This window comes from Blastococcus sp. SYSU DS0973 (assembly GCF_054051055.1).
Map to the genome: position 1 here is coordinate 1 of NZ_JBJHAN010000016.1, position 20,834 is coordinate 20,834.

Genomic DNA, 20,834 nt, shown 5'->3' on the forward strand with positions numbered 1-20,834 from the left:
CGGCCCACCCCCCAAACCCCCCACCCCCCCCCCCCCCCCCCCACCCCCGCCCCGGGGGGGCCCACCCGCCCGGGGGGTGCGCCCCCCGGGCGCCGGGTGCGGACCGGCGGAGCGACGACACCGGTCCGGTGCCGCGTGCGGCGTCGCGACCGCTCCCGCCGCTGCCCCCGCGCCCTCCGGTCCCGGTTCCCCAGGACCCGGCGCCTCCGCACTCGGCCGACGACGTCCCCACGGCGACGGCCATGCCGCTGCCCGAGGAGCTCGCGCAGCTGCCCACCACGGAACAGCCGGTGAGCCGCGCGGGGCGGAACCTGCAGGCGGCGATCGGCGTCGGCCTCGGGCTGGTCGGCATCGTCCTGGCGTCGCTGTTCGTCTGGCGCCCCGCGTTCCTCGGCGTGCTCGTCGCAGCCATCCTCGTGGCCGTCGTGGAGCTGACGCGGGCGCTCCGGAAGGGCGGGTTCTCCGCCCCGCTGGTGCCCCTGGTGGTCGGTGCCTTCGCGATGGAGGCCCTCGCCTGGACCCGCGGCCCCACGGGGCTGCTCACCGGATTCCTCCTCAGCGCGGTCGCCGTGCTGCTCTGGCGGCTGGCCGGCGGACCGGTCGGCTACCGCAGGGACGCCGCCGCCGGGGTCCTGGTCGCGCTCTACGTCCCGCTGCTGGCCGGCTTCGCGGTTCTGCTGCTCGTGCCCGACGACGGTGCGACGCGGGTGCTGGCGTTCATCGCCACCGTCGTGGCCAGCGACGTCGGCGGCTACGCCGCGGGGGTGCTGTTCGGCAAGCACTCGATGGCGCCCTCGATCAGCCCGAAGAAGTCGTGGGAGGGCATGGCCGGCTCGATCCTCACGTGCATGCTCGTCGCCACCCCGATCCTCCTCCTCGGCCTCGACGCCCCGTGGTGGGCCGGACTGGTCTTCGGTGCGGCGCTCGCCGTGTCCGCGACGGTGGGCGACCTCGCCGAGTCGCTGATCAAGCGCGACCTCGGCATCAAGGACATGGGCGACCTGCTGCCGGGTCACGGCGGGATCATGGACCGGCTCGACTCGCTGCTGCCGTCGGCGGCCGCGGCCTACCTGCTGCTGACGGCGCTCGCGCCGGCATAGGTCACGCGGGGCGGTCCACCGTCCAGGTGCTGCCGATCTCCTCGAACCCGCGCCGGGCGTACCAGTGCCGGGGCCAGTCGCCTCCCGCGGCCTCGAGCACCACCAGGTCGCAGCCGGCGTCGGTGGCCAGCTCCAGGATCCTGGCCAGCACCGCATCGGCGTACCCGCGCCCGCGGGCGGCCGGATCGGTCAGCACCGACTCCACCGCGGCGGTGGCGCCGTCGACCCGCAGCTGGCCGGCGGCCACGACGCGGCCCTCCTCCCGCACGACGACGTCGGTGACGGCGACCACGCGGTCGTTGAGCTCCTCGCGGCCGATCAGCTGGGCCACCGCCGTCTCCAGCCGGTCGCCGGGCGAGGCGAGCCCGCCCCGCCAGGAGCGCTCCCACAGGTCGTGCACCTCGCGCTGGTCGACCACCTCGGCGCGCGCACCGGAACCCGGCACCGGCACGTCGGTGCTGCGGGCCATGAGCACCAGCTCCTCGACGGCCCAGCCGCTGCCGGCCAGCGTGGCGGCGACCGTCGCCGCGCCGGGCCACGCCAGCAGCGCCGCCAGGTGCGGCCACCCGGCGATGCCGCCCACCTCCGCGGCCGTCGCCTCGACGGCCGCGGCGTCCACCGGCTCGGTGAGCACCAGCCGGTTGTTGTCCCGGGAGCGCAGGATGCCGGGGTCGAGCACCGCCACGCCGCCGGGCACGTCGTCCACGCCGACCGCCCGGCGGACGGGGACGGAGGTGCACAACGCCAGCGCCCGGGCGAGCGCGTCGCCGGGGGCCGGCAGCCGGAGCGGCGCCGGCGGGCGGTAGGGCACGACGGCGACGACCGCGCTCGCCGGTAGCGGGCCGTACAGGTGCGGGAACAGCGCGCCCTCCGGGTCGTCGGGGTGCCCGGGCTCGAACCGCACCGGGTCGGGGAGCCGGGCCGGGTCGACGACGAGCAGCGCGAGGTCGCGGCGGCCGGGGAAGAGCCGGCCCGCGGGCAGGTGAACCTGCTCCGGCGTCGACAGGTGCACCAAGCCGTCCGCATCCGGTCGGATGCCCCCGTCCCGCAGTGCGGCCCGCCACGCGGCCGGCTCGATCAGGTGGAGGAGGACATCGGCGCGCACTCTGCGATCCTCCCCGGATGGTGGAGGAGAGCACCGACCCGATCGCCCGCACCTACCGCGCCTTCGTCGATGAGGCGCGGCCGTCGTCCCCGCTCTACGCGGAGCTGGCCGGCCACGCTGCGGAGTCGCCGACGGTGCTGGGGTTCCTCGCCTCCCTCCCCGCGCCCAAGCGCCAGCCCAACCTGCTGTTCGCCGCCCTGCAGCACCTCGGGGGTGCGCCGGCCGACGGGGACGAGCTCGACCGGCGGGTGGCGGCGGACGGCGAGCGGCTGCGGGCCACCATGCTCGCCCGCGCCACCCAGACCAACGAGCCGGCCCGCTGTGGAGCCCTGCTGCCGGTCCTCGCGCAGCTGGAGGGGCCGCTCACCCTGATCGAGGTGGGCGCCTCGGCGGGGTTGTGCCTCTACCCCGACCGGTACGGCTACGACTACGACGGGATCCGGGTGGGCGCGGGCGCGCCGGTGATCCGGGCGGCGACCTCCGGCGGGGTGCCGGTGCCCCGGGAGCTGCCGACGGTGGTCGCCCGCATCGGGATCGACCTGAACCCGCTGGACCCCGCCGACCCGGGGGACCGTGCCTGGCTCCGCGCGTTGGTCTGGCCGGGCCCGGACGCCGGCGCGCGGCTGCACCGGCTGGCGGCGGCCGCGGAGATCGCGGCGCGGGAGCCGGCCCGGATGCTCGCCGGCGACCTGCTCGAGCGGCTGCCCGACGCCCTCACGCTCGCCGTGCGCGACAGCACCGTCGTCGTGCTGCACACCGCCGTCCTGCCCTACGTGCCGGCGGCCGTGCGGACGCGGTTCGCCGCGGACGTCGGCGACCTGCCCGTGCGGTGGCTGGCGCAGGAGCCGGCCGGCATGGTCCCCGGCACCGGCGTGGTGCCGGACGACGGCTGGGGCGGCGAGTTCGTCGTCTCGCTCGACCGCCGTCCCCTGGCCCGCTCGGCGCCGCACGGCGGCCGGCTGGAGTGGCTCGGCGACGGGCTGGAACCATTCCGGGCGTGAGCGACGACGTCCCGGCGGGCCCGACCGACTGGGGGACGACCGTCGGCGTCGGGCCCTGGGAGGGGCCGTGGCCGGACGACCCGCGCCTCGACCGGCAGCTGCTGGCCGAGGGCGACCGGCGCAACGTCGTCGACCGGTACCGCTACTGGACCGTCGAGGCGATCGTCGCCGACCTGGACCGGCGTCGGCACCCGTTCCACGTCGCCATCGAGAACTTCGGGCACGACCTGAACATCGGCACGGTGGTGCGCACCGCCAACGCCTTCCTCGCCGCCGAGGTGCACGTCGTCGGCCGGCGGCGATGGAACCGGCGGGGGGCGATGGTCACCGACCGCTACCAGCACCTGCGCCACCACGCCGACGTCGGCGGCCTGCTCGCGCACGCGGCCGGGGAGGGCCTCGCGGTCGTCGCCGTCGACAACGGGCCCGGCGCGGTGCCCCTCGAGACGGCCGCCCTGCCGGAGCGCTGCGTGCTCCTCTTCGGCCAGGAGGGGCCCGGGCTGACGCCGGAGGCCCGCGCCGGAGCGGAGACAACCGTGTCGATCGCCCAGTTCGGCTCGACCCGCTCGATCAACGCCGGCGTCGCCGCCGGCATCGCCATGCACGCCTGGATCCGGCAGCACGCGGCCCCGGTGCCCTCCGACGGGGAGGTCAGGGCCGGCCGGGGAGGCCCTGGTCCAGCCCTCTGAGCAGCTCTCCGACGCGGCCGCCACCGGGTGGTCCGGCCGGGTAGCGGGCGAGCACGTCGACGACGGCCGGGGCGTGAGCGGTCGGGCCGGTCCGCCCCCGTCAGTCGCCGGCCAGCGGCGGGTCGGGGTCGATGCCCCGCGCGTGCAGCGCCGCCTCGACCGCCTCGCACACCGTGCGGACGACGGCCACCCGCGCCCACCGCTTGTCCTCGGCGGGGATCACGTGCCAGGGGGCGACCGGGGTGGAGGTGCGCTCGAGCATCTCCTCGACCGCCGCCTCGTACTCCCCGCGCTTCTCCCGGTTGCGCCAGTCCTCGTCGGTGAGCTTCCACGCCTTGTACGGGTTCGCCCGACGGGACTCGAAGCGGTGCAGCTGCTCCTCGGGGGAGACGTGCATCCAGAACTTCACCAGTACCGTTCCCTCGGCGGCCAGCGAGGTCTCCAGGTCGACGATCTCCTGGTACGCGCGCCGCCAGGCCTCCTCGGGGGCGAAGCCCTCCACCCGCTCGACCAGTACCCGGCCGTACCAGGACCGGTCGAGCACGGCCATGCCGCCCCAGCCGGGGAGCACCGGCCAGAAGCGCCACAGGAAGTGGTGCCGCTTCTCGTCGCTGGTGGGGGCGGCGAACTGGGCGACCCGGACGTGGCGGGGGTCCAGCTCGCCGACCAGCCGCTGGATCGCGCCACCCTTGCCCGACGCGTCCCAGCCCTCGAAAAGGACCAGCAGCGGCGGGCCGAGCTCGCCCGGGCCGATCTGCCCGCCCAGCAGCAGCCGCAGGTGGACCAGCCGCTCCTGCGCGGCGGCCAGCTGCTCCTTGGCCTCCTTCTTGTCCAGGCGGAGGCTCAGGTCGACGTCGTCCAGCCGGCTCATGCCCCCAGACACTGCCAGGGATCGGCCCCGCCCGCGTGAGTTCGGTCTCCGGACCGCGACCGGGCGCGCAGAGGTGGGACCATGGAGGACGCCATGACTGCCCTGCCCCTGGTCTTCGACGCCCCCCGCCGCGGCAAGCCGCCCCGCCACCTCGCCGACCTCACCCGCGAGGAGGCCCGCGCGGCGGTCGCCGAGCTGGGCCAGCCGGCCTTCCGCGCCGACCAGCTGGCCCGGCACTACTACCGCGGGGTCACCGATCCCGCGCTCATGACCGACATCCCGGCCGCCGCCCGCGAACCGCTCCGCGAGGCGCTGCTGCCCGCGCTGCTCACCCCCGTGCGGCACCAGACGGCCGACGACGGGCGCACCCGCAAGACGCTGTGGCGCCTCCACGACGGCGCGCTCGTGGAGAGCGTGCTCATGCGCTACCCCGACCGGGCCACCGTCTGCATCTCGAGCCAGGCCGGGTGCGGCATGGCGTGCCCCTTCTGCGCCACCGGCCAGGCCGGGCTGACCCGCAACCTGTCCGCCGCCGAGATCATCGGCCAGGCGGTGGCCGCGGCCGCGGCGATGGCGAACGGCGAGGTCGCCGGGGGACCGGGCCGGCTGTCCAACGTCGTCTTCATGGGCATGGGGGAGCCGTTGGCCAACTACGCCCGGGTCCGCAAGACCCTCGAGGCCCTCCTCGGCACCTCCCCCTACGGGCTGGGGCTGTCGCAGCGGTCGGTGACGGTCTCCACCGTCGGCCTGGTGCCGGCCATCCGCCGGCTGACCGAGGAGGGGCGGAACGTCACCCTCGCCGTCAGCCTGCACGCCCCCGACGACGAGCTGCGCGACACCCTGGTGCCGATCAACACCCGCTGGAAGGTGGGCGAGGTCATCGACGCCGCGGACGCCTACGCCCAGCGGACCGGGCGGCGGTACTCGGTGGAGTACGCCCTCATCCGCGACGTCAACGACCAGCCGTTCCGGGCCGACCTGCTCGGCAAGCTGCTGGCCGGAAAGCTCGCGCACGTGAACCTCATCCCGCTGAACCCGACCCCGGGGAGCCCCTGGGACGCCAGCCCGCTGCCCGCGCAGCGCGAGTTCGTCGCCCGCCTGCGGGCCGCCGGCGTGGCGACGACGGTGCGCGACACCCGCGGTCAGGACATCGACGGCGCCTGCGGCCAGCTCGCCGCCGCCGATCAGGTCGACGGCGTGCCGGCGGTGGCGCTGCCCACCCCCAGCGTCGAGGCGCCCGTCTCCCTGGGTTCCGAGGCGGACGGGGAGTGAGCCCTGCGGCCCCGCCGGGGGCCGAGGCCCACGAGCACAGCCACGCCGACGTCAGCGGCGGCTGGCTGCGGGCCGCCGTCTTCGGCGCCATGGACGGCCTGGTCACCAACACCGCGCTGGTCGCCGGCGTGGGCGGCGGTGGCGCCGCGCCGCGCGCCATCGTGCTGGCCGGGGTGGCCAGCCTGGTCGCCGGTGCGGTGTCGATGGCGCTGGGTGAGTACACCTCGGTGAGGACCCAGAACGAGCAGCTGGACCTCGAGATCGAGAAGGAGCGCCGCGAGCTCGAGCGCAACCCGGTGGGCGAGCTGGCCGAGCTCACCGCGATGCTGCAGGACCGCGGCGTCGACGCCCGGCTCGCCCGGCAGGTCGCCGTCCAGCTCTCGGCCGACCCGGAGACGGCGCTGCGGCTGCACGTGCTCGCCGAGCTGGGCGTGAGCACCGACGACCGGCCGTCGCCGCGGGTGGCGGCGGTGTCGTCGTTCCTGACCTTCGCCACCGGCGCGGTGCTCCCGCTGCTGCCCTACTTCTTCGGCGTTCCCCTGCTGTGGGTCGCGCTGCTCTGCGGTGGACTCGGGCTGCTGGTGGCCGGCGCGCTGTCCTCCCGCTTCACCCCGCGCCCCTGGTGGTACTCGGGCCTGCGGCAGCTGCTCCTCGGCGCGGCCGCGGCCGGGATCACCTACCTGATCGGCGCGGCGATCGGCGTCTCGGTCAGCTGAGCCGCGATCCCCTGAAGGACGAGGCCCCGCATCCCCGGGAACGGGGGATGCGGGGCCTCGGTGCATGCGGTGCTCAGCGGCGCCAGGCGGTCTTCTTCCGGCGGAGGTCCCAGATGAGGATCAGCGCCATGGTTCCGGCGATGCCCAGGACCCAGAGGTCCTCGACCCGGCCCTCGTGGGTGCCGACCATGAAGAGCAGCAGGATCGCCACGGCGATCCAGCCGCCGATCTGGCCCCACGAGCCGGTTTCCCCGTGCCAGCCCCAGTCCTCGGGCTGCTCGTGCTCGACAGGGTGCTCACCGGCGCGGACGACGCCCTCTTCTCGTCCGGGCTGGTTGACCCGCTGGGTCGACGGGGAGTGGAATGCCTCGGTCACGCCGCCATTCTGGCAGCAGCCGGCCGATGACACCGCCCGAGGTGGTCCGGCCCGGCGGGTCGGGGAGGATGCCGGGGGTGAGCACCCCGCGTCAGGTCACCGTCCTCGGCTCGACCGGTTCCATCGGCCGGCAGGCGCTCGCGGTCGCGGCGCAGAACCCCGGCCGGCTGCGCATCACCGGCCTGGCCGCCGGCGGCGGGAACGTCGCCCTGCTCGCCGAGCAGGCGCTGGCGCTCGGCGTGCGCACCGTCGCCGTCGCCCGGGCCACCGCTGCCCAGGACCTGCAGCTGGCCTTCTACGCCGCGGCCTCCCAGCGCGGCTGGGCGAAGGGGGAGTACTCGCTGCCGGAGATCCTGGCCGGCCCGCGCGCGGCCGAGGAGCTGGCCGCCCGGCCCGCCGACGTCGTCCTCAACGGGATCACCGGCTCGATCGGCCTGGGCCCGACCCTTTCGGCGCTGCGGGCCGGCCGCACGGTGGCGCTGGCGAACAAGGAGTCGCTGGTCGCCGGCGGGGAGCTCGTGCTCGCCGCGGCCCGGCCGGGCCAGCTGGTGCCCGTGGACTCCGAGCACTCCGCGCTGGCCCAGTGCCTGCGCGGCGGAGCCCGCGACGAGGTCGCCCGGCTCGTGCTCACCGCGAGCGGGGGGCCGTTCCGGGGCCGGACGGCGGCGGAGCTGGCGGAGGTCACGGTCGACCAGGCGCTGGCCCACCCGACCTGGGCGATGGGCCCGGTTGTGACCATCAACTCCGCCACCCTGGTCAACAAGGGGCTGGAGCTGATCGAGGCGCACCTGCTGTTCGGCGTTCCCTACGCCGACATCGACGTCGTGGTGCATCCGCAGTCGATCGTGCACTCCATGGTCACCTTCGCCGACGGCGCGACGATCGCGCAGGCCAGCCCGCCGGACATGCGTCTGCCGATCGCCCTCGGCCTGGCGTGGCCCGACCGGCTCCCGTACGTGCAGCCGGCCCTGGACTGGTCGACGGCGAGCACCTGGGAGTTCCTGCCGCTGGACTCCGACGCGTTCCCTGCCGTGCGGCTGGCACGCGCGGCCGGGGAAGCCGGTGGGATGGTGCCGGCCATGTACAACGCCGCCAACGAGGAGGCGGTGGCCGCCTTCACGGCGGGTCGCCTCTCGTTCCCAGGAATCGTCCAGCTCGTCGCGCGTACGCTCGACGACGCGCCGGACCTCGGCGCCCCCACCTGCGTCGAGGACGTGCTGGCGGCGGAGAAGTGGGCCCGGGAGCACGCCCGGGGCGTCATCGCCGGAGGCTGAGCTGAGCGGGATCCTGCTGACGGTCCTGGGGATCGTCCTCTTCGCCCTCGGCCTGATGTTCTCCATCGCCTTCCACGAGGCGGGCCACTTCTGGTGGGCGCGCAAGTTCGGCATGCGCGTGCCGCAGTTCATGGTCGGCTTCGGCCCCACCGTGTTCTCCCGCCGTCGCGGCGAGACCGAGTACGGCGTCAAGGCCATCCCGCTCGGCGGCTACATCCGCATCGTCGGCATGATCCCGCCGGCCGAGGAGGGCGAGAGCAAGCGCGCCACCCGCATGCGCAGCTTCATCGCCGAGGTGCGCGGGCAGGCGCTCAACGACGTGCTGCCCAGCGACCGGGACCGGGTCTTCTACAAGAAGCCCTGGTGGCAGCGCGTCATCGTGATGTTCGCCGGGCCCTTCCACAACCTGGTCCTGGCGGTCGTCTTCTTCACCGTCGTGCTGACCGGCTTCGGCATTCCCGAGATCACCACCCGTATCGCCGAGGTCCCCGAGTGCGTGCTTCCCGCCGGCGCGGCGACCGCCCGGGCCGAGGAGCCGTGCTCGATCCCGATCACGCCCGAGGGCGAGCGGTGCGAGGCCGGTGCCGCCGGCTGCGCCCTGCCGCCGCGCAGCCCCGCGGTCCGGGCCGGCCTTCAGCCGGGCGACACGGTGGTCGCCCTCGACGGCGAGCCGGTTCCCCGGGAGACCGACGTGGGCTGGGAGCAGGTGCAGGAGACGATCCAGGCCAGCGCCGGCGAGCCCGTCGTCTTCACCGTCGAGCGCGACGGGGAGCGACGGGACCTGACGGTCACCCCGATCGAGAACACCGTCTACACCGACGCGGACGGCGAGGCGACGCAGACCGTCGGTTTCGTCGGCATCAGCCCGGCCACGCGCGAGGTGCGCCAGTCGCTGACCGAGGTCCCGGGGCACTTCGGCGACATCCTGGTCCGGTCGGTGGACCGGCTGCTGGAGATTCCCGAGCGGGTGCCCCAGCTCTTCCGCGCCGCCTTCCTCGGCGAGGAGCGGGATCCGCTCGGCCCCATCGGTGTGGTGGGCGTCAGCCGGATCTCGGGCGAGGTCTTCGCCTTCGAGGACTTCTCGGCCGGCCAGAAGATCGGCTACTTCATCCAGCTGCTGGCCGGCATGAACCTGGTTCTCTTCCTGTTCAACCTGCTGCCGATCTACCCGCTGGACGGTGGGCACGTCGCCGGGGCCCTGTACGAGAAGGCGCGGTCCACGGTGGCGCGACTGCGCGGGCGGCCCGACCCCGGCCCCTTCGACATCGCCCGGCTCATGCCCGTCGCCTACGCCGTCGCGGGGCTGTTCCTGGGGCTGTCGCTGCTGCTGCTCATCGCCGACGTCGTCAACCCCGTCCGCCTGGGCTGAGCAGGGACTGCGTCCTCCTTCCGGCGCGCAACCTCGGGGTGAGCTCCTGGACCGGGCCGGCGTCCCCGGACGTGCACGTCACAACCGGTTCACCGGCGCGGACGCGGCAGCGGGGGATACTGGGCGGCATGGCGATCCCCGTCGGCCTCGGCATGCCCGCTGCGCCCCCGCCCGTCCTCGCGCCCCGGCGCAAGACCCGACAGCTGGACGTGGGCGGTGTCGGCGTCGGCAGCGACTTCCCGGTCAGCGTGCAGTCGATGTGCACCACCAAGACCGCCGACATCAACGCCACGCTCCAGCAGATCGCCGAGCTGACGGCGTCGGGCTGCCAGATCGTGCGCGTCGCCGTGCCTGACACCGACGACGCCGAGGCGTTGCCGATCATCGCGAAGAAGTCGCAGATCCCGGTCATCGCCGACATCCACTTCCAGCCGCGCTACGTCTTCGCCGCGATCGACGCCGGCTGCGCCGCGGTCCGGGTGAACCCGGGCAACATCAAGAAGTTCGACGACAAGGTCGGCGAGATCGCCAAGGCGGCCAAGGACGCCGGCACCCCGATCCGGATCGGCGTCAACGCGGGGTCGCTCGACAAGCGGCTGCTCGCCAAGTACGGCAAGGCCACGCCCGAGGCGCTGGTCGAGTCGGCCCTGTGGGAGTGCTCGCTGTTCGAGGAGCACGACTTCCGCGACATCAAGATCTCGGTCAAGCACAACGACCCGGTGGTCATGGTCCGCGCCTACGAGTTGCTGGCCGCGCAGTGCGACTACCCGCTGCACCTGGGCGTCACCGAGGCGGGGCCGGCATTCCAGGGCACGATCAAGTCCGCCGTCGCCTTCGGTGCGCTGCTGAGCCAGGGGATCGGCGACACGATCCGCGTCTCGCTCTCCGCGCCGCCGGCCGAGGAGGTCAAGGTCGGCAACCAGATCCTGGAGTCGCTGAACCTCAAGCAGCGCGGGCTGGAGATCGTCAGCTGCCCGTCCTGCGGTCGCGCCCAGGTCGACGTCTACACGCTGGCGAACGAGGTCACCGCCGGCCTGGAGGGCATGGAGGTGCCGCTGCGGGTCGCCGTCATGGGCTGTGTGGTCAACGGCCCCGGCGAGGCGCGCGAGGCCGACCTCGGGGTCGCCTCCGGCAACGGCAAAGGCCAGATCTTCGTCAAGGGCGAGGTCGTCAAGACCGTCCCCGAGTCGCAGATCGTCGAGACCCTCATCGAGGAGGCCATGCGCATCGCCGGTGAGCACGTCGACGCCGGCGAGCCCTCCGGGCCGCCGGTCGTCACCGTCAGCTGACCCGTGCTCCGTACGCCTGCCGCCCGCGTCCTCGACGGGGCCGACGAGCCGGCCGTGCAGCGGCTGCTGGCAACCGATCCCGTCGCCGCCTGCGTCATCGCCGGGCGGGTCGAGGTCGCGGGGACGGCGCCGCTCGCCCTGGGTGCCCCGCTCTGGGGCATCGGCACCGGCCGGGAGCTCGACGCGGTGTGCCTGGCCGGCGCCAACCTCATCCCGTTCGCCCGGCCGGGGACCGAGCGCGCCGCCGCGGTCGCCTTCGCCGAGCGGGCCCGCCGGGCCGGTCGCCGCTGCTCCACGATCGTGGGCCCGTCAGCCGCCGTGGGGCCGATGTGGGAGCTCCTCGCCCCGGTGTGGGGGCCCGCCCGCGACCACCGGCCCCGGCAGCCGTTGATGGCGATGGACGGTCCGCCCGCCGTCGCCCCCGAACCGCGGGTGCGGCCGGTGCGCCCGGACCAGTTGGACGTCCTGCTGCCGGCCGCCGTCGCGATGTTCACCGAGGAGGTCGGGGTCAGCCCCCTCCGGACCGACGGGGGCGCCGGCTACCGGGCCCGGGTGGACGAGCTCGTGCGGGCCGGTCAGTCGCTGGCGTGGATCGAGGACGGCAGGGTCCTGTTCAAGGCCGAGATCGGTGCGGTGTGCCGTGCCGCGTGCCAGGTCCAGGGTGTCTGGGTCGCACCTCCGCTGCGCGGGCAGGGCATCGGCACCGCCTGCACCGCCGCTGTCGTCGAGTACGCCCGCGCGGTCATCGCCCCGGTGGTGAGCCTGTACGTCAACGACTACAACACCCGCGCCCGGGCCGCGTACCGGCGCGTGGGTTTCTCCGAGGTCGGCGAGTACGCCAGCGTGCTGTTCTGACGAGGGCCCCTCTGCCCGCCTCGCAGGCTGGACGCGGAAGTCTGCAGAGGGGCCGTCGCATGACAGGCTGGTCCGGTGCGAACCTGCCCCACCCCACCCCTGCTGGTCGCGTTCCTGCTGGCCGCCCCGGTGCTGGCCGGCTGCTCGGACAGCAGCGAGGACGACGTGCGTGCGGCCGCCGAGGCGTTCCTCGACGACTGGGTCGCCGGCGACACCGCCGCGGCGGCCGGTGCGACCACCGACCCCGCGGCCGCCACCGCCCTGCTCGAGCAGACGGCCGGTGACCTGCCCGGCGCCGAGCTGACCGCCGAGGTCGGGGAGGTCACCGTCGACGACGGCGCCGCCACGGTCGGCTGGACCGCGACCTGGGACCTGGAGGCGGCGCCCGAGTGGAGCTACGGCGGCACCCTGCGGCTGCAGGAGGGCGACGACACCTGGGAGGTCCTCGCCGAGCCGGCGATGGTCCACCCGGAGCTGGGGGAGGGGCAGCACCTCGAGCTCGAGCGCACCCTGCCCGATCGCGCTCCGATCACCGACGCCTCGGGCGCCCCGCTGTTCACCCCGACCGAGGTGGTGAACGTCGGCGTCGACCCCGCCCGGGTCACCGACCTGACGGCGCTGGCGTCAGCTCTCGGCGCGGCCACCGGGATCGATCCGCAGGAGATCGCCGCCGACGTGCAGGCCGCCCCGGCCGGCCAGTTCGTCCCGGTGATCACGTTGCGCCGGCCCGACTTCGAGGAGATCCGCGCGCAGGTGTTCGACCTGCCCGGCGCGGTCTTTCCCACCGACACCCGGCTGCTGGCGCCCAGCGCCCGCTTCGCGGAGGCGCTGCTGGGGCGGGTCGGGACGGCGACCGCAGAGATCATCGCGGAGTCCGCCGAGGACGGCGAGCCGCGGTACGCCGCCGGTGACCAGCTGGGCCTGTCCGGCCTGCAGCGCGCCTACCAGGAGCAGCTCGCCGGCACCGCCGGGTACACCGCCTCGGTGGCCAGCACCGACGAGGCGACCGGCGACGCCGGCCGGGAGATCGCGTCGGTGGCCCCGGTCGCCGGGCAGCCGGTGCAGACCCCGGTGGTGCCGGCGATCCAGGGGGCCGCGGACGCCGCCGTGGCGGGGGAGTCCCGGCCCGCCCACCTGGTGGCCGTCCGCCCCGGCACCGGCGAGATCCTCGCGGTGGCCTCGAACGAGGTCGCGGACCCGGGCAACGCCCTGCGCGGCCAGTACCCGCCCGGCTCGAGCATGAAGACGGTGACGGCGACCGCGCTGCTGTCCGCCGGCGCCCTCACCCCGTCGACCCCGGTGCCCTGCCCGGGGACGACGACCGTCGAGGGCCGCGAGTTCGAGAACCAGGACCAGTTCGACCTCGGCACCGTTCCGTTCACCGAGGCCTTCGCGCAGTCGTGCAACACCACCTTCATCCAGCAGGGGATGGACCTGCCGGACGCGGCGCTGGCCGAGGCGGCGGCGGCCTACGGCGTCGGCACCGACTGGGACCTGCCGGTGGACGTCTTCGGCGGCAGCGTCCCGCGCGACAGCACCGGGACGACGAAGGCGGCCAACGCCATCGGGCAGGGGCAGGTGCTCATGAGCCCGGCCCAGCTGGCGCTCGTCGCCGCGGGCATCGCCGGCGGGACGCCGGTGGCCCCGGTGGAGGTGGTGGGTGCCGAGGCGGCGGGATCCATGCCGGCGGGGCCGGCGGCCGGGGTGCTGGACGCGCTGCGGCCGATGATGCGCCAGGTCGTGCTGTCGGGCACCGCCCAGGCGCTCGCCGACCGCGGTGAGGTCTACGGGAAGACGGGGACCGCGGAGTACGGCACGAACAGGCCGCCGGACTCGCACGGCTGGTTCATGGGCTACCAGCTCGGCGGGCCGGTGGGCGACGTCGCCTTCGCCGTGCTGGTCGAGGGCGGGCAGTCCAGCAGCGCCGCGGTCGCGGTGACCGACGCCTTCCTGGGGTCGCTCGGCGGCTGAGCGGGGCCCTGGACGAGGTCCTCGCTCAGCTCCGCGGGAGACCGGGGAACGCCCGGGTGACCTGGGGCAGCCCAGCCGCTGCGCGCCAGCCGACCGCCCGCACCTCCGCGGCGCCGAGCACGTCCATGGCCAGCGCACGGGTGGGGCGCTCCACGGCCCGGTGGAGCACCCGCACCCACGCCGCTGCGACGCCGTCCTCGAGGACGGCGGCCAGGGCCGCGGCGTCGACCGCCGACAGGACCGGGAACGGCAGCGCGTAGCCCGCCTCGGGCTGCGCCGGCTCCGCACCGCGCTGGCCCAGCAGCGCGATCAGCTGGTCACGGACGTCGCGGTGGGCGTTCTCGGCGGCGACCGCGGCCGCCCGCTGGCCGGCCGGCAGTGCGGCTCCGACCACGCCGTACCCCCACACCGCCGCGTGCTCGGCGGCCAGCGCGGTGTCGAGGGCCGCGATCTCGCCCGCGGTGTCGGTCGTCTCGTCGTCAGCCATGGCCGCTCTCCGTCATGCCAGTCGTGCGTCGTGGCCGCGCAGGCCCGCGGCGATGGAGCCCAGGAGGGCCGCGCGCCCACCGGACTGCCCCAGCGCGGCGGCGGCGTGGGAGGCCGCGGCGACGGCGACCTGCGCCCGCAGCCAGGCCTGCTCCTGGCCCGCCGGCGGGAGGCCGGGCGGCGCGGTGGCCGACGGGTTGCTGCCGGGGGCGGCGCCGCGGAGCCGCTCGAGCTGCTCGTCGGCCTGGGCCGCCATGTCCGCGACGGCCGCGGCCAGCGCCGGGTCGGCGGCGAACGCCAGATCGTAGGCCCGGACGAGGGTCTCCTGCACCGCGACCTGGGCGGTGAGCTCCTCGGCCTGCGCGCTGGTCACGGTGTCCCGCTCGTCCACCGCGGGCGACCAGGTGCACCCGGCGGCCGCGACGGCGAGACCCGCTGCGCAGACCCCCAGCAGCGTCCGGCGGCTGAGCGCTCGCGACACGGGGGAAGGGGTGGGAGGCATCGCAGCCATCCTCTCAGCCGGGGACGTCGGCAGCCGGTCGTGCGGCCGGCCGGGCGTGCCGGGAACCCCGGGCGGTCACCGCACCCCTGCCCGGTCCCGTCCGTCCCAGCGGCCGCGCGGCCGCGGCCGGTGCACCGGTGGCCCCGCGCCGGGCCGGAGCTGCCCGGCGGGCGGTAGCCTGGGCACTTCCCCCGGACACCGGCCCGGCCAGCGACGCAGGTCCACCGCGCCGGGCGCAGGGGTGTGCGCACGGCAACGTGCGGCCGACCGAGCCTGAGGAGGCAAGCGTGTCCGCCTCTCGCGGAACCCGGAGCGACCCCGCCACCGAGCGGCTGACCGGCTGGATCCGGCCCGTCGTCACCGCGGCCGGGTACGACCTCGAGGATCTCGTGGTCACCCCCGCCGGCCGGCGGAGCGTCGTCCGCGTGGTCGTCGACCGCGACGAGGGCGTCACGCTGGACGACATCGCCGAGGTCAGCCGCGCCGTCTCCGAGGTCCTCGACACCAACGACGACGGGATGGGGCGCACGCCCTACGTGCTCGAGGTCACCAGCCCGGGGATCGACCGGCCGCTGACCGAGCACCGCCACTGGCGCCGGAACACCGGGCGGCTCGTGGCCGTCGCGGTGGGGCCGGCCGGGGCGGCCGAGCAGCTGACCGGCCGGATCACCGCGGTCGACGGCGACGGCGTGACGCTGGCCGTCGAGGCGAAGGGGAAGCCCGGGGCGAAGAAGCGCCCGCCGCAGCCGCGGCAGGTGCCGTGGGCGGAGCTCGGCGCCGGGCGCGTGCAGGTGGAGTTCGCCCGACCCGACGCCGTCGACGACGGCGCGCACGACGACACCGCGGACGACAGCGCGGACGACATCGCGGAGGACGACGCCGTTGAGCTCGAGGGCCTGGACGGGGCCGAGCTCGCGGACGACGACGGAGGAGACGAGTGAACATCGACGTCACCGCGCTCAAGGCGGTGGAGCGGGAGAAGGGCATCCCGGTCGACACGGTGATCGAGGCCCTGGAGACGGCCCTGGTGACCGCCTACCGGCACGCCGAGGGCGCGGCCAAGCACGTGCGGGTGCACGTGGACCGCAAGAGCGGCGAGGTCGCCGTCCTCGCCCAGGAGCTCGGGCCCGACGGCGAGGTCGTCCGCGAGTGGGACGACACCCCCTCGGACTTCGGCCGCATCGCGGCCAGCACGGCCAAGCAAGTCATCGTGCAGCGGCTGCGCGACGCCGAGCACGAGCAGACCTTCGGCGAGTACGCCGGCAAGGAAGGCGACATCGTCAGCGGCATCGTGCAGGCCGACCAGCGGCGCAACGCCAGCGGCATCGTGATGATCGACATCGGCAAGGTCGAGGCCGTGCTGCCGTCCGCCGAGCAGGTGCCGGGGGAGACCTACACCCACGGCAGCCGGATCAAGGCGTACGTGGTGGCGGTGTCCCGCACCTTCCGCGGCCCGCAGGTGACGGTGTCGCGCACCCACCCGAACCTGGTCCGCAAGCTCTTCGCGCTCGAGGTGCCGGAGATCGCCGACGGCAGCGTCGAGATCGTCGCCGTCGCCCGCGAGGCGGGGCACCGATCGAAGATCGCCGTCCGCACGTCGGTGCCGGGGCTCAACGCCAAGGGATCCTGCATCGGCCCGATGGGGCAGCGGGTCCGGAACGTGATGAGCGAGCTGCACGGCGAGAAGATCGACATCGTCGACTGGTCGGAGGACCCGGCGTCGTTCGTCGCCTCCGCGCTGAGCCCGGCCCGGGTGAGCAGCGCCCGGCTCGTCGACCCGCAGGCGAAGGCCGTGCGGGTCGTCGTCCCCGACTACCAGCTGTCGCTCGCCATCGGCAAGGAGGGCCAGAACGCCCGCCTCGCCGCCCGGCTGACCGGTTGTCGGATCGACATCCGCAGCGACGCCCAGGCGGACGACGCCGATGCGACCCCCTCGCCGGGAGTGGGCCGCCCGCCGCTGCGCTCGGGCCTGCCGCCTCACCCGGGCGGGGGACGCGGCGGAGCACCCGGGGCCCGGTCGCAGCCCCCCGCAGGCGGTTCCCGCTCGGCCCCGCGCCGTGCGGAACAACGCGGACCGGCCACGCGCTAGAGTTGCAGGTGGCCGAAACGCCGAATCCGGTCCGCACCTGTGTGGGGTGCCGGAAGCGGGCGCCGGTCGACGACCTGCTGCGCGTCGTCGTCGTGGCCGGGGACCTCGTTCCCGATCCGCGGCGGCGTCTCCCCGGTCGAGGTGCATCGCTGCACCCGACGGCGGAGTGCTTGCGCGCGGCGGAGCGACGCCGGGCCTTCCCGCGGGCGCTGCGCACCAGCGCCCCCGTGGAGGTCGGTCCGCTCCGGGCCCACGTCCTGGGTGTCTCCTCGGAGGCCACCGGGACCGGGTCGGGAGAGGGCGAGAGAAGTACCCAGTCGGGCCGGCACCAGGCCGGTCCGCACGTCGACAGGACACCGTCGGATGACTCAGCCGTGAAGTTCTCACGATGACCATGCGCCACTAACGACGAGGTCGAGCGGGCAAGCCGCCGGCCTCACCAAGAGGAGACCCGTGCCAGGCAAAGCCCGCGTACACGAACTCGCCAAGGAGTTCGGTGTCGACAGCAAGACAGTGCTCGCCAAGCTCAAGGAGCAGGGCGAGTTCGTGAAGTCCGCGTCCTCGACCGTCGAGGCCCCCGTGGCCCGGCGGCTCCGCGAGGCGCTCGGCGCCGCCACCGGTGGCGGCAACGGCGGGGCAGCCCCGCGCCCGAGTGCACCGGCTGCCAGGCCGGGCGCGCCTGCGGCTCCCGCCGCGCCGCCTGCTCCGCAGACTCCTGCTGCGCAGGCGCCGGCCGCGTCCGCACCGGCACGCCCGGCCGCCCCCGGCCCGCGCCCGGGTCCGCGTCCCGCGGCGCCCGCTCCGCAGCCGCCGGCCCAGGCCCCGGCGCCCCAGGCTCCGGCGCCCCAGGCCCCGGCGGCGCAGGCCCCGGCTCCGGCGGCTCCGCCGCAGCAGCCGTCGGCTCCGCGTCCGGGAGCTCCCCGCCCGGGCCCGGCCGGCGGTTCCGCACCCGGTGGTCCGCGTCCCGGCCCCCGGCCCGCCCCGCGACCGGGTAACAACCCCTTCAGCAGCGCTCCCCGTCCGGCCCCCGCGGCCGGTGGCCCGCGTCCGGCCCCCGCGGCCGGTGGCCCGCGTCCCGGCCCCGCGGCCGGTGGCCCGCGTCCGGCGCCCGGTGCCGGCGGTCCGCGTCCGGCGCCCGGTGCCGGCGGTCCCCGTCCGGGGCCCGGTGGCCCGCGTCCCGGCCCTGGTGCCGGCGGCCCGCGTCCCGCGGCCGGTCCCGGCGGTCCGCGCCCGAACCCCGGCATGATGCCGCAGCGCCCGTCGCCCGGCATGATGCCGCCGCGGCCGGCCGGTGGTGGTCGTCCCGGCGCGCCCGGTGGCCGCGGCCGTCCGGGTGGTCCCGGCGGTGGCGGTGGCGGTGGCTTCCGTCCCGGTGGCGGCGGTGCCCCCGGTGCCGGCGCGCCCGCCGGCGGTGGCTTCCGTGGCGGCGGCGGTGGCCGTGGCCGCGGTCGTGGCGGCTCGGGTGCCGGTACGGCCGGTGCCTTCGGGCGTCCCGGGGGCCGGGGTCCGGTCCGCGGCCGCAAGAGCAAGAAGCAGCGGCGCCAGGAGTTCGACTCCATGGCGGCGCCCAGCATGGGCGGCGTCAGCCTGCCGCGCGGCAACGGGCAGACCGTCCGGCTGCCCCGCGGCGCCTCCCTGACCGACCTGGCCGAGCGCATCAACGCCCAGCCGGCCGCGCTCGTCACCGCCCTGTTCCACCTGGGCGAGATGGTCACCGCGACGCAGTCGGTCAACGAAGAGACGTTGCAGTTGCTCGGTGCCGAGATCGGCTGGAACATCCAGGTCGTCAGCCCCGAGGACGAGGACCGCGAGCTGCTCGAGACCTTCGACCTCACCTTCGGTGACGAGGAGGGTGACGAGGAGGACTGGTCCGCCCGTCCGCCGGTGGTGACCGTCATGGGTCACGTCGACCACGGGAAGACCAAGCTGCTCGACGCCCTGCGCGACGCCAACGTGGTGGCCCGCGAGGCCGGCGGCATCACCCAGCACATCGGCGCCTACCAGATCGTCACCGAGCTCGACGGCAACGAGCGGCCGGTCACCTTCATCGACACCCCGGGTCACGAGTCGTTCACCGCGATGCGTGCCCGTGGGGCGAAGGTCACCGACATCGTCGTCCTGGTGGTCGCGGCCGACGACGGCGTCATGCCGCAGACGGTGGAGGCGCTCAACCACGCCCAGGCCGCCGAGGTGCCGATCGTGGTCGCGGTCAACAAGGTGGACAAGGAGGGGGCCAACCCCGCCAAGATCCGCCAGCAGCTCACCGAGTACGGCCTGGTCGCCGAGGAGTACGGCGGCGAGACCATGTTCGTCGACGTCTCGGCGATCACCCGGCAGGGTCTCGACGACCTGCTCGCGGCGATCCTGCTGACCGCCGACGCCTCGCTGGACCTGCGCGCGAACACCGAGCAGGACCCGCAGGGTGTGGTCATCGAGGGCAAGCTGGACAAGGGCCGCGGCCCCGTCGCCACGGTGCTCGTCCAGCGCGGCACCCTGCGCCAGGGCGACTCGATCGTGGCCGGCGACGCCTACGGTCGCGTCCGGTCGCTGCTCGACGAGCACGGCAACAAGCTCAAGGAGGCCCTGCCGGCCCGCCCCGTGCAGGTCGTGGGTCTCACCTCGGTGCCCCGCGCCGGTGACACCTTCCTCGTCGTCGACGAGGACCGCGTCGCCCGGCAGATCGCCGACCGCCGTCAGGCCCGCATCCGCAACGCGCAGAACGCCTCCATGCGCAAGCGGATCAGCCTGGAGGACCTCGACGCGGCGCTCAAGGAGAACCGTCAGCTCAACCTGATCATCAAGGGCGACAACTCGGGCACCGTCGAGGCGCTCGAAGAGGCGCTGATGAAGATCGAGGTCGACGACGAGATCTCGCTGCGGGTCATCCACCGCGGCGTCGGTGGGATCACCAAGAGCGACATCGACCTCGCGCTGGCCGACGACGTCATCGTCCTGGGGTTCAACGTCCGGGCCGAGGGCCAGGCCACCGAGCTCGCCAACCGCGAAGGGGTGGACGTCCGGTACTACACGGTCATCTACCAGGCGATCGACGAGATCGAGGCCGCGCTCAAGGGGATGCTCAAGCCGGTCTACGAGGAGGTCCAGCTCGGTACGGCGGAGGTCCGAGAGGTCTTCCGGGTGCCGAAGATCGGCAACGTCGCCGGTTCGCTGGTCCGCAGCGGCACGATCGTCCGCAACTCGAAGGCCCGTCTGATCCGCGACGGTGCCGTGGTCGCCGACAACCTGTCGGTGGAGTCCCTCCGCCGGTTCAAGGACGACGCGACCGAGGTCCGCGAGGGGTACGAGTGCGGTATCGGCCTGGGGTCGTTCAACGACATCAAGGTCGACGACGTGATCGAGACCTTCGAGATGCGCGAGAAGCCGCGCGACTGAGCAAGGACCCCGCTGCCCCCCGTGCCTCGCAGGCTCGGCCCGGGTCCCTGCAGCGGGGCCGTTCCAGCACGTTGCAGTAGGGGAGGCGGTGAGCGTGTTCACTGGCACGCTCACCGCCGACCTCCTGCTGGGCGACGTCCACTCGCTCAAGGGGAAGCGCGCCGTGGTCCGGCCGATCGTGGCCGAGCTGCGGCGCCGCTTTGCCGTGGCCGCCGCGGAGGTGGGCGACCAGGACCTGCACCGCCGTGCGCAGGTCGCCGTCGCCACCGTGGCGGGGGAGGCCCACCAGGTCACCGACGTCCTGGACGCCTGCGAGCGGTTGCTGGCCGAGCGGCCGGAGGTGACGCTGCTGTCGACGCACCGGCAGCTGTTCAGCGACACCGACCAATGACCCCGTCGCCCTCACGGCTCGTAAGAGGGCCCCGTCCTCCCCACCCTCGCGAGCTCGGTGCGGGACCCGGGGCGGGGCCGTTGTC

20 protein-coding genes and 1 pseudogene are annotated in these 20,834 nt (G+C 75.1%); 16 read left to right on the plus strand and 5 right to left on the minus strand.

The annotated features are described in order from the left end of the window. Positions 1 to 242 precede the first annotated feature (242 nt). Positions 243 to 1,100, plus strand: coding sequence for a phosphatidate cytidylyltransferase (locus ACI791_RS17500; RefSeq protein ID WP_456587199.1), 858 nt, complete (start codon positions 243 to 245; stop codon positions 1,098 to 1,100). 1 nt (position 1,101) lies between these two features. Here the strand turns inward: ACI791_RS17500 and ACI791_RS17505 are convergent, their stop codons facing one another. Further along, the gene (locus tag ACI791_RS17505) at positions 1,102 to 2,205 is read right to left on the minus strand and encodes a GNAT family N-acetyltransferase (protein WP_456587200.1); all 1,104 of its coding nucleotides are present in this window, start codon (positions 2,203 to 2,205) and stop codon (positions 1,102 to 1,104) included. Between the two features lie 17 nt (positions 2,206 to 2,222). On the opposite strand from ACI791_RS17505, the gene ACI791_RS17510 reads away from it, so the two are divergent. Then, on the plus strand, positions 2,223 to 3,206 hold the full coding sequence (locus ACI791_RS17510; protein ID WP_456587201.1) for a DUF2332 family protein: 984 nt from the start codon (positions 2,223 to 2,225) through the stop codon (positions 3,204 to 3,206). Continuing rightward, a complete protein-coding gene (locus ACI791_RS17515) occupies positions 3,203 to 3,895 on the plus strand; it encodes a TrmH family RNA methyltransferase (protein WP_456587202.1) in 693 nt (230 codons plus the stop codon). The genes ACI791_RS17510 and ACI791_RS17515 overlap by 4 nt, the downstream gene beginning before the upstream one ends. Positions 3,896 to 3,995: 100 nt before the next feature. Here the strand turns inward: ACI791_RS17515 and ACI791_RS17520 are convergent, their stop codons facing one another. Continuing rightward, entirely contained in the window at positions 3,996 to 4,766 is a 771-nt protein-coding gene (locus tag ACI791_RS17520) for a polyphosphate kinase 2 family protein (RefSeq protein WP_456587203.1), read from the minus strand. 93 nt (positions 4,767 to 4,859) lie between these two features. Between ACI791_RS17520 and rlmN the strand changes: the two genes are divergently transcribed. Next, on the plus strand, positions 4,860 to 6,038 hold the full coding sequence (gene rlmN / locus ACI791_RS17525) for a 23S rRNA (adenine(2503)-C(2))-methyltransferase RlmN (RefSeq protein WP_456587204.1): 1,179 nt from the start codon (positions 4,860 to 4,862) through the stop codon (positions 6,036 to 6,038). After that, entirely contained in the window at positions 6,035 to 6,754 is a 720-nt protein-coding gene (locus tag ACI791_RS17530) for a VIT1/CCC1 transporter family protein (RefSeq protein WP_456587205.1), read from the plus strand. The genes rlmN and ACI791_RS17530 overlap by 4 nt, the downstream gene beginning before the upstream one ends. A gap of 73 nt (positions 6,755 to 6,827) precedes the next feature. On the opposite strand, the gene ACI791_RS17535 is transcribed toward ACI791_RS17530, so the two are convergent. Next, complete coding sequence (locus ACI791_RS17535; protein WP_347057554.1) at positions 6,828 to 7,130, minus strand: DUF2631 domain-containing protein; 303 nt, start codon at positions 7,128 to 7,130, stop codon at positions 6,828 to 6,830. 68 nt (positions 7,131 to 7,198) lie between these two features. Here ACI791_RS17535 and dxr point away from each other — a divergent pair, with 68 nt between their 5' ends. From dxr to ACI791_RS17560, 5 genes are all read left to right on the plus strand, one after another. Next, the gene (gene dxr, locus ACI791_RS17540; RefSeq protein WP_456587222.1) at positions 7,199 to 8,404 is read left to right on the plus strand and encodes a 1-deoxy-D-xylulose-5-phosphate reductoisomerase; all 1,206 of its coding nucleotides are present in this window, start codon (positions 7,199 to 7,201) and stop codon (positions 8,402 to 8,404) included. Between the two features lie 31 nt (positions 8,405 to 8,435). Then, positions 8,436 to 9,773 (plus strand): M50 family metallopeptidase, encoded by a 1,338-nt coding sequence (locus ACI791_RS17545; protein ID WP_456587223.1) that lies wholly within the window; start codon positions 8,436 to 8,438, stop codon positions 9,771 to 9,773. A gap of 128 nt (positions 9,774 to 9,901) precedes the next feature. Then, complete coding sequence (gene ispG / locus ACI791_RS17550; protein WP_456587206.1) at positions 9,902 to 11,062, plus strand: flavodoxin-dependent (E)-4-hydroxy-3-methylbut-2-enyl-diphosphate synthase; 1,161 nt, start codon at positions 9,902 to 9,904, stop codon at positions 11,060 to 11,062. A gap of 3 nt (positions 11,063 to 11,065) precedes the next feature. Next, entirely contained in the window at positions 11,066 to 11,917 is an 852-nt protein-coding gene (locus ACI791_RS17555) for a GNAT family N-acetyltransferase (RefSeq protein ID WP_456587207.1), read from the plus strand. A gap of 75 nt (positions 11,918 to 11,992) precedes the next feature. Next, a complete protein-coding gene (locus ACI791_RS17560; RefSeq protein WP_456587208.1) occupies positions 11,993 to 13,888 on the plus strand; it encodes a penicillin-binding transpeptidase domain-containing protein in 1,896 nt (631 codons plus the stop codon). A 25-nt stretch (positions 13,889 to 13,913) separates the two neighbouring features. Here ACI791_RS17560 and ACI791_RS17565 read toward each other — a convergent pair whose 3' ends face one another. Next, positions 13,914 to 14,375: a ferritin-like domain-containing protein gene (locus ACI791_RS17565; protein ID WP_456587209.1), complete on the minus strand. Its 462-nt coding sequence runs from the start codon at positions 14,373 to 14,375 to the stop codon at positions 13,914 to 13,916. Between the two features lie 12 nt (positions 14,376 to 14,387). Further along, positions 14,388 to 14,876: a hypothetical protein gene (locus ACI791_RS17570; RefSeq protein WP_456587210.1), complete on the minus strand. Its 489-nt coding sequence runs from the start codon at positions 14,874 to 14,876 to the stop codon at positions 14,388 to 14,390. 287 nt (positions 14,877 to 15,163) lie between these two features. Here ACI791_RS17570 and rimP point away from each other — a divergent pair, with 287 nt between their 5' ends. From rimP to ACI791_RS17600, 6 genes and pseudogenes are all read left to right on the plus strand, one after another. Then, entirely contained in the window at positions 15,164 to 15,817 is a 654-nt protein-coding gene (rimP, locus tag ACI791_RS17575) for a ribosome maturation factor RimP (protein WP_456587211.1), read from the plus strand. Continuing rightward, the gene (gene nusA, locus ACI791_RS17580) at positions 15,814 to 16,965 is read left to right on the plus strand and encodes a transcription termination factor NusA (RefSeq protein ID WP_456587212.1); all 1,152 of its coding nucleotides are present in this window, start codon (positions 15,814 to 15,816) and stop codon (positions 16,963 to 16,965) included. The genes rimP and nusA overlap by 4 nt, the downstream gene beginning before the upstream one ends. 41 nt (positions 16,966 to 17,006) lie before the next feature. Next, the gene (locus ACI791_RS17585) at positions 17,007 to 17,357 is read left to right on the plus strand and encodes a YlxR family protein (protein WP_456587224.1); all 351 of its coding nucleotides are present in this window, start codon (positions 17,007 to 17,009) and stop codon (positions 17,355 to 17,357) included. Positions 17,358 to 17,418: 61 nt separating this feature from the next. Then, a pseudogene (locus ACI791_RS17590) lies at positions 17,419 to 17,562 on the plus strand (translation initiation factor IF-2 N-terminal domain-containing protein); the annotation flags it as partial. 960 nt (positions 17,563 to 18,522) lie between these two features. Then, positions 18,523 to 20,358 carry a translation initiation factor IF-2 gene (gene infB / locus ACI791_RS17595; protein ID WP_456587225.1) on the plus strand — a complete coding sequence of 612 codons (1,836 nt, stop codon included), beginning with the start codon at positions 18,523 to 18,525 and terminating at the stop codon, positions 20,356 to 20,358. 88 nt (positions 20,359 to 20,446) lie between these two features. Beyond that, on the plus strand, positions 20,447 to 20,749 hold the full coding sequence (locus ACI791_RS17600) for a DUF503 domain-containing protein (protein WP_347057544.1): 303 nt from the start codon (positions 20,447 to 20,449) through the stop codon (positions 20,747 to 20,749). Positions 20,750 to 20,834: the final 85 nt, after the last annotated feature.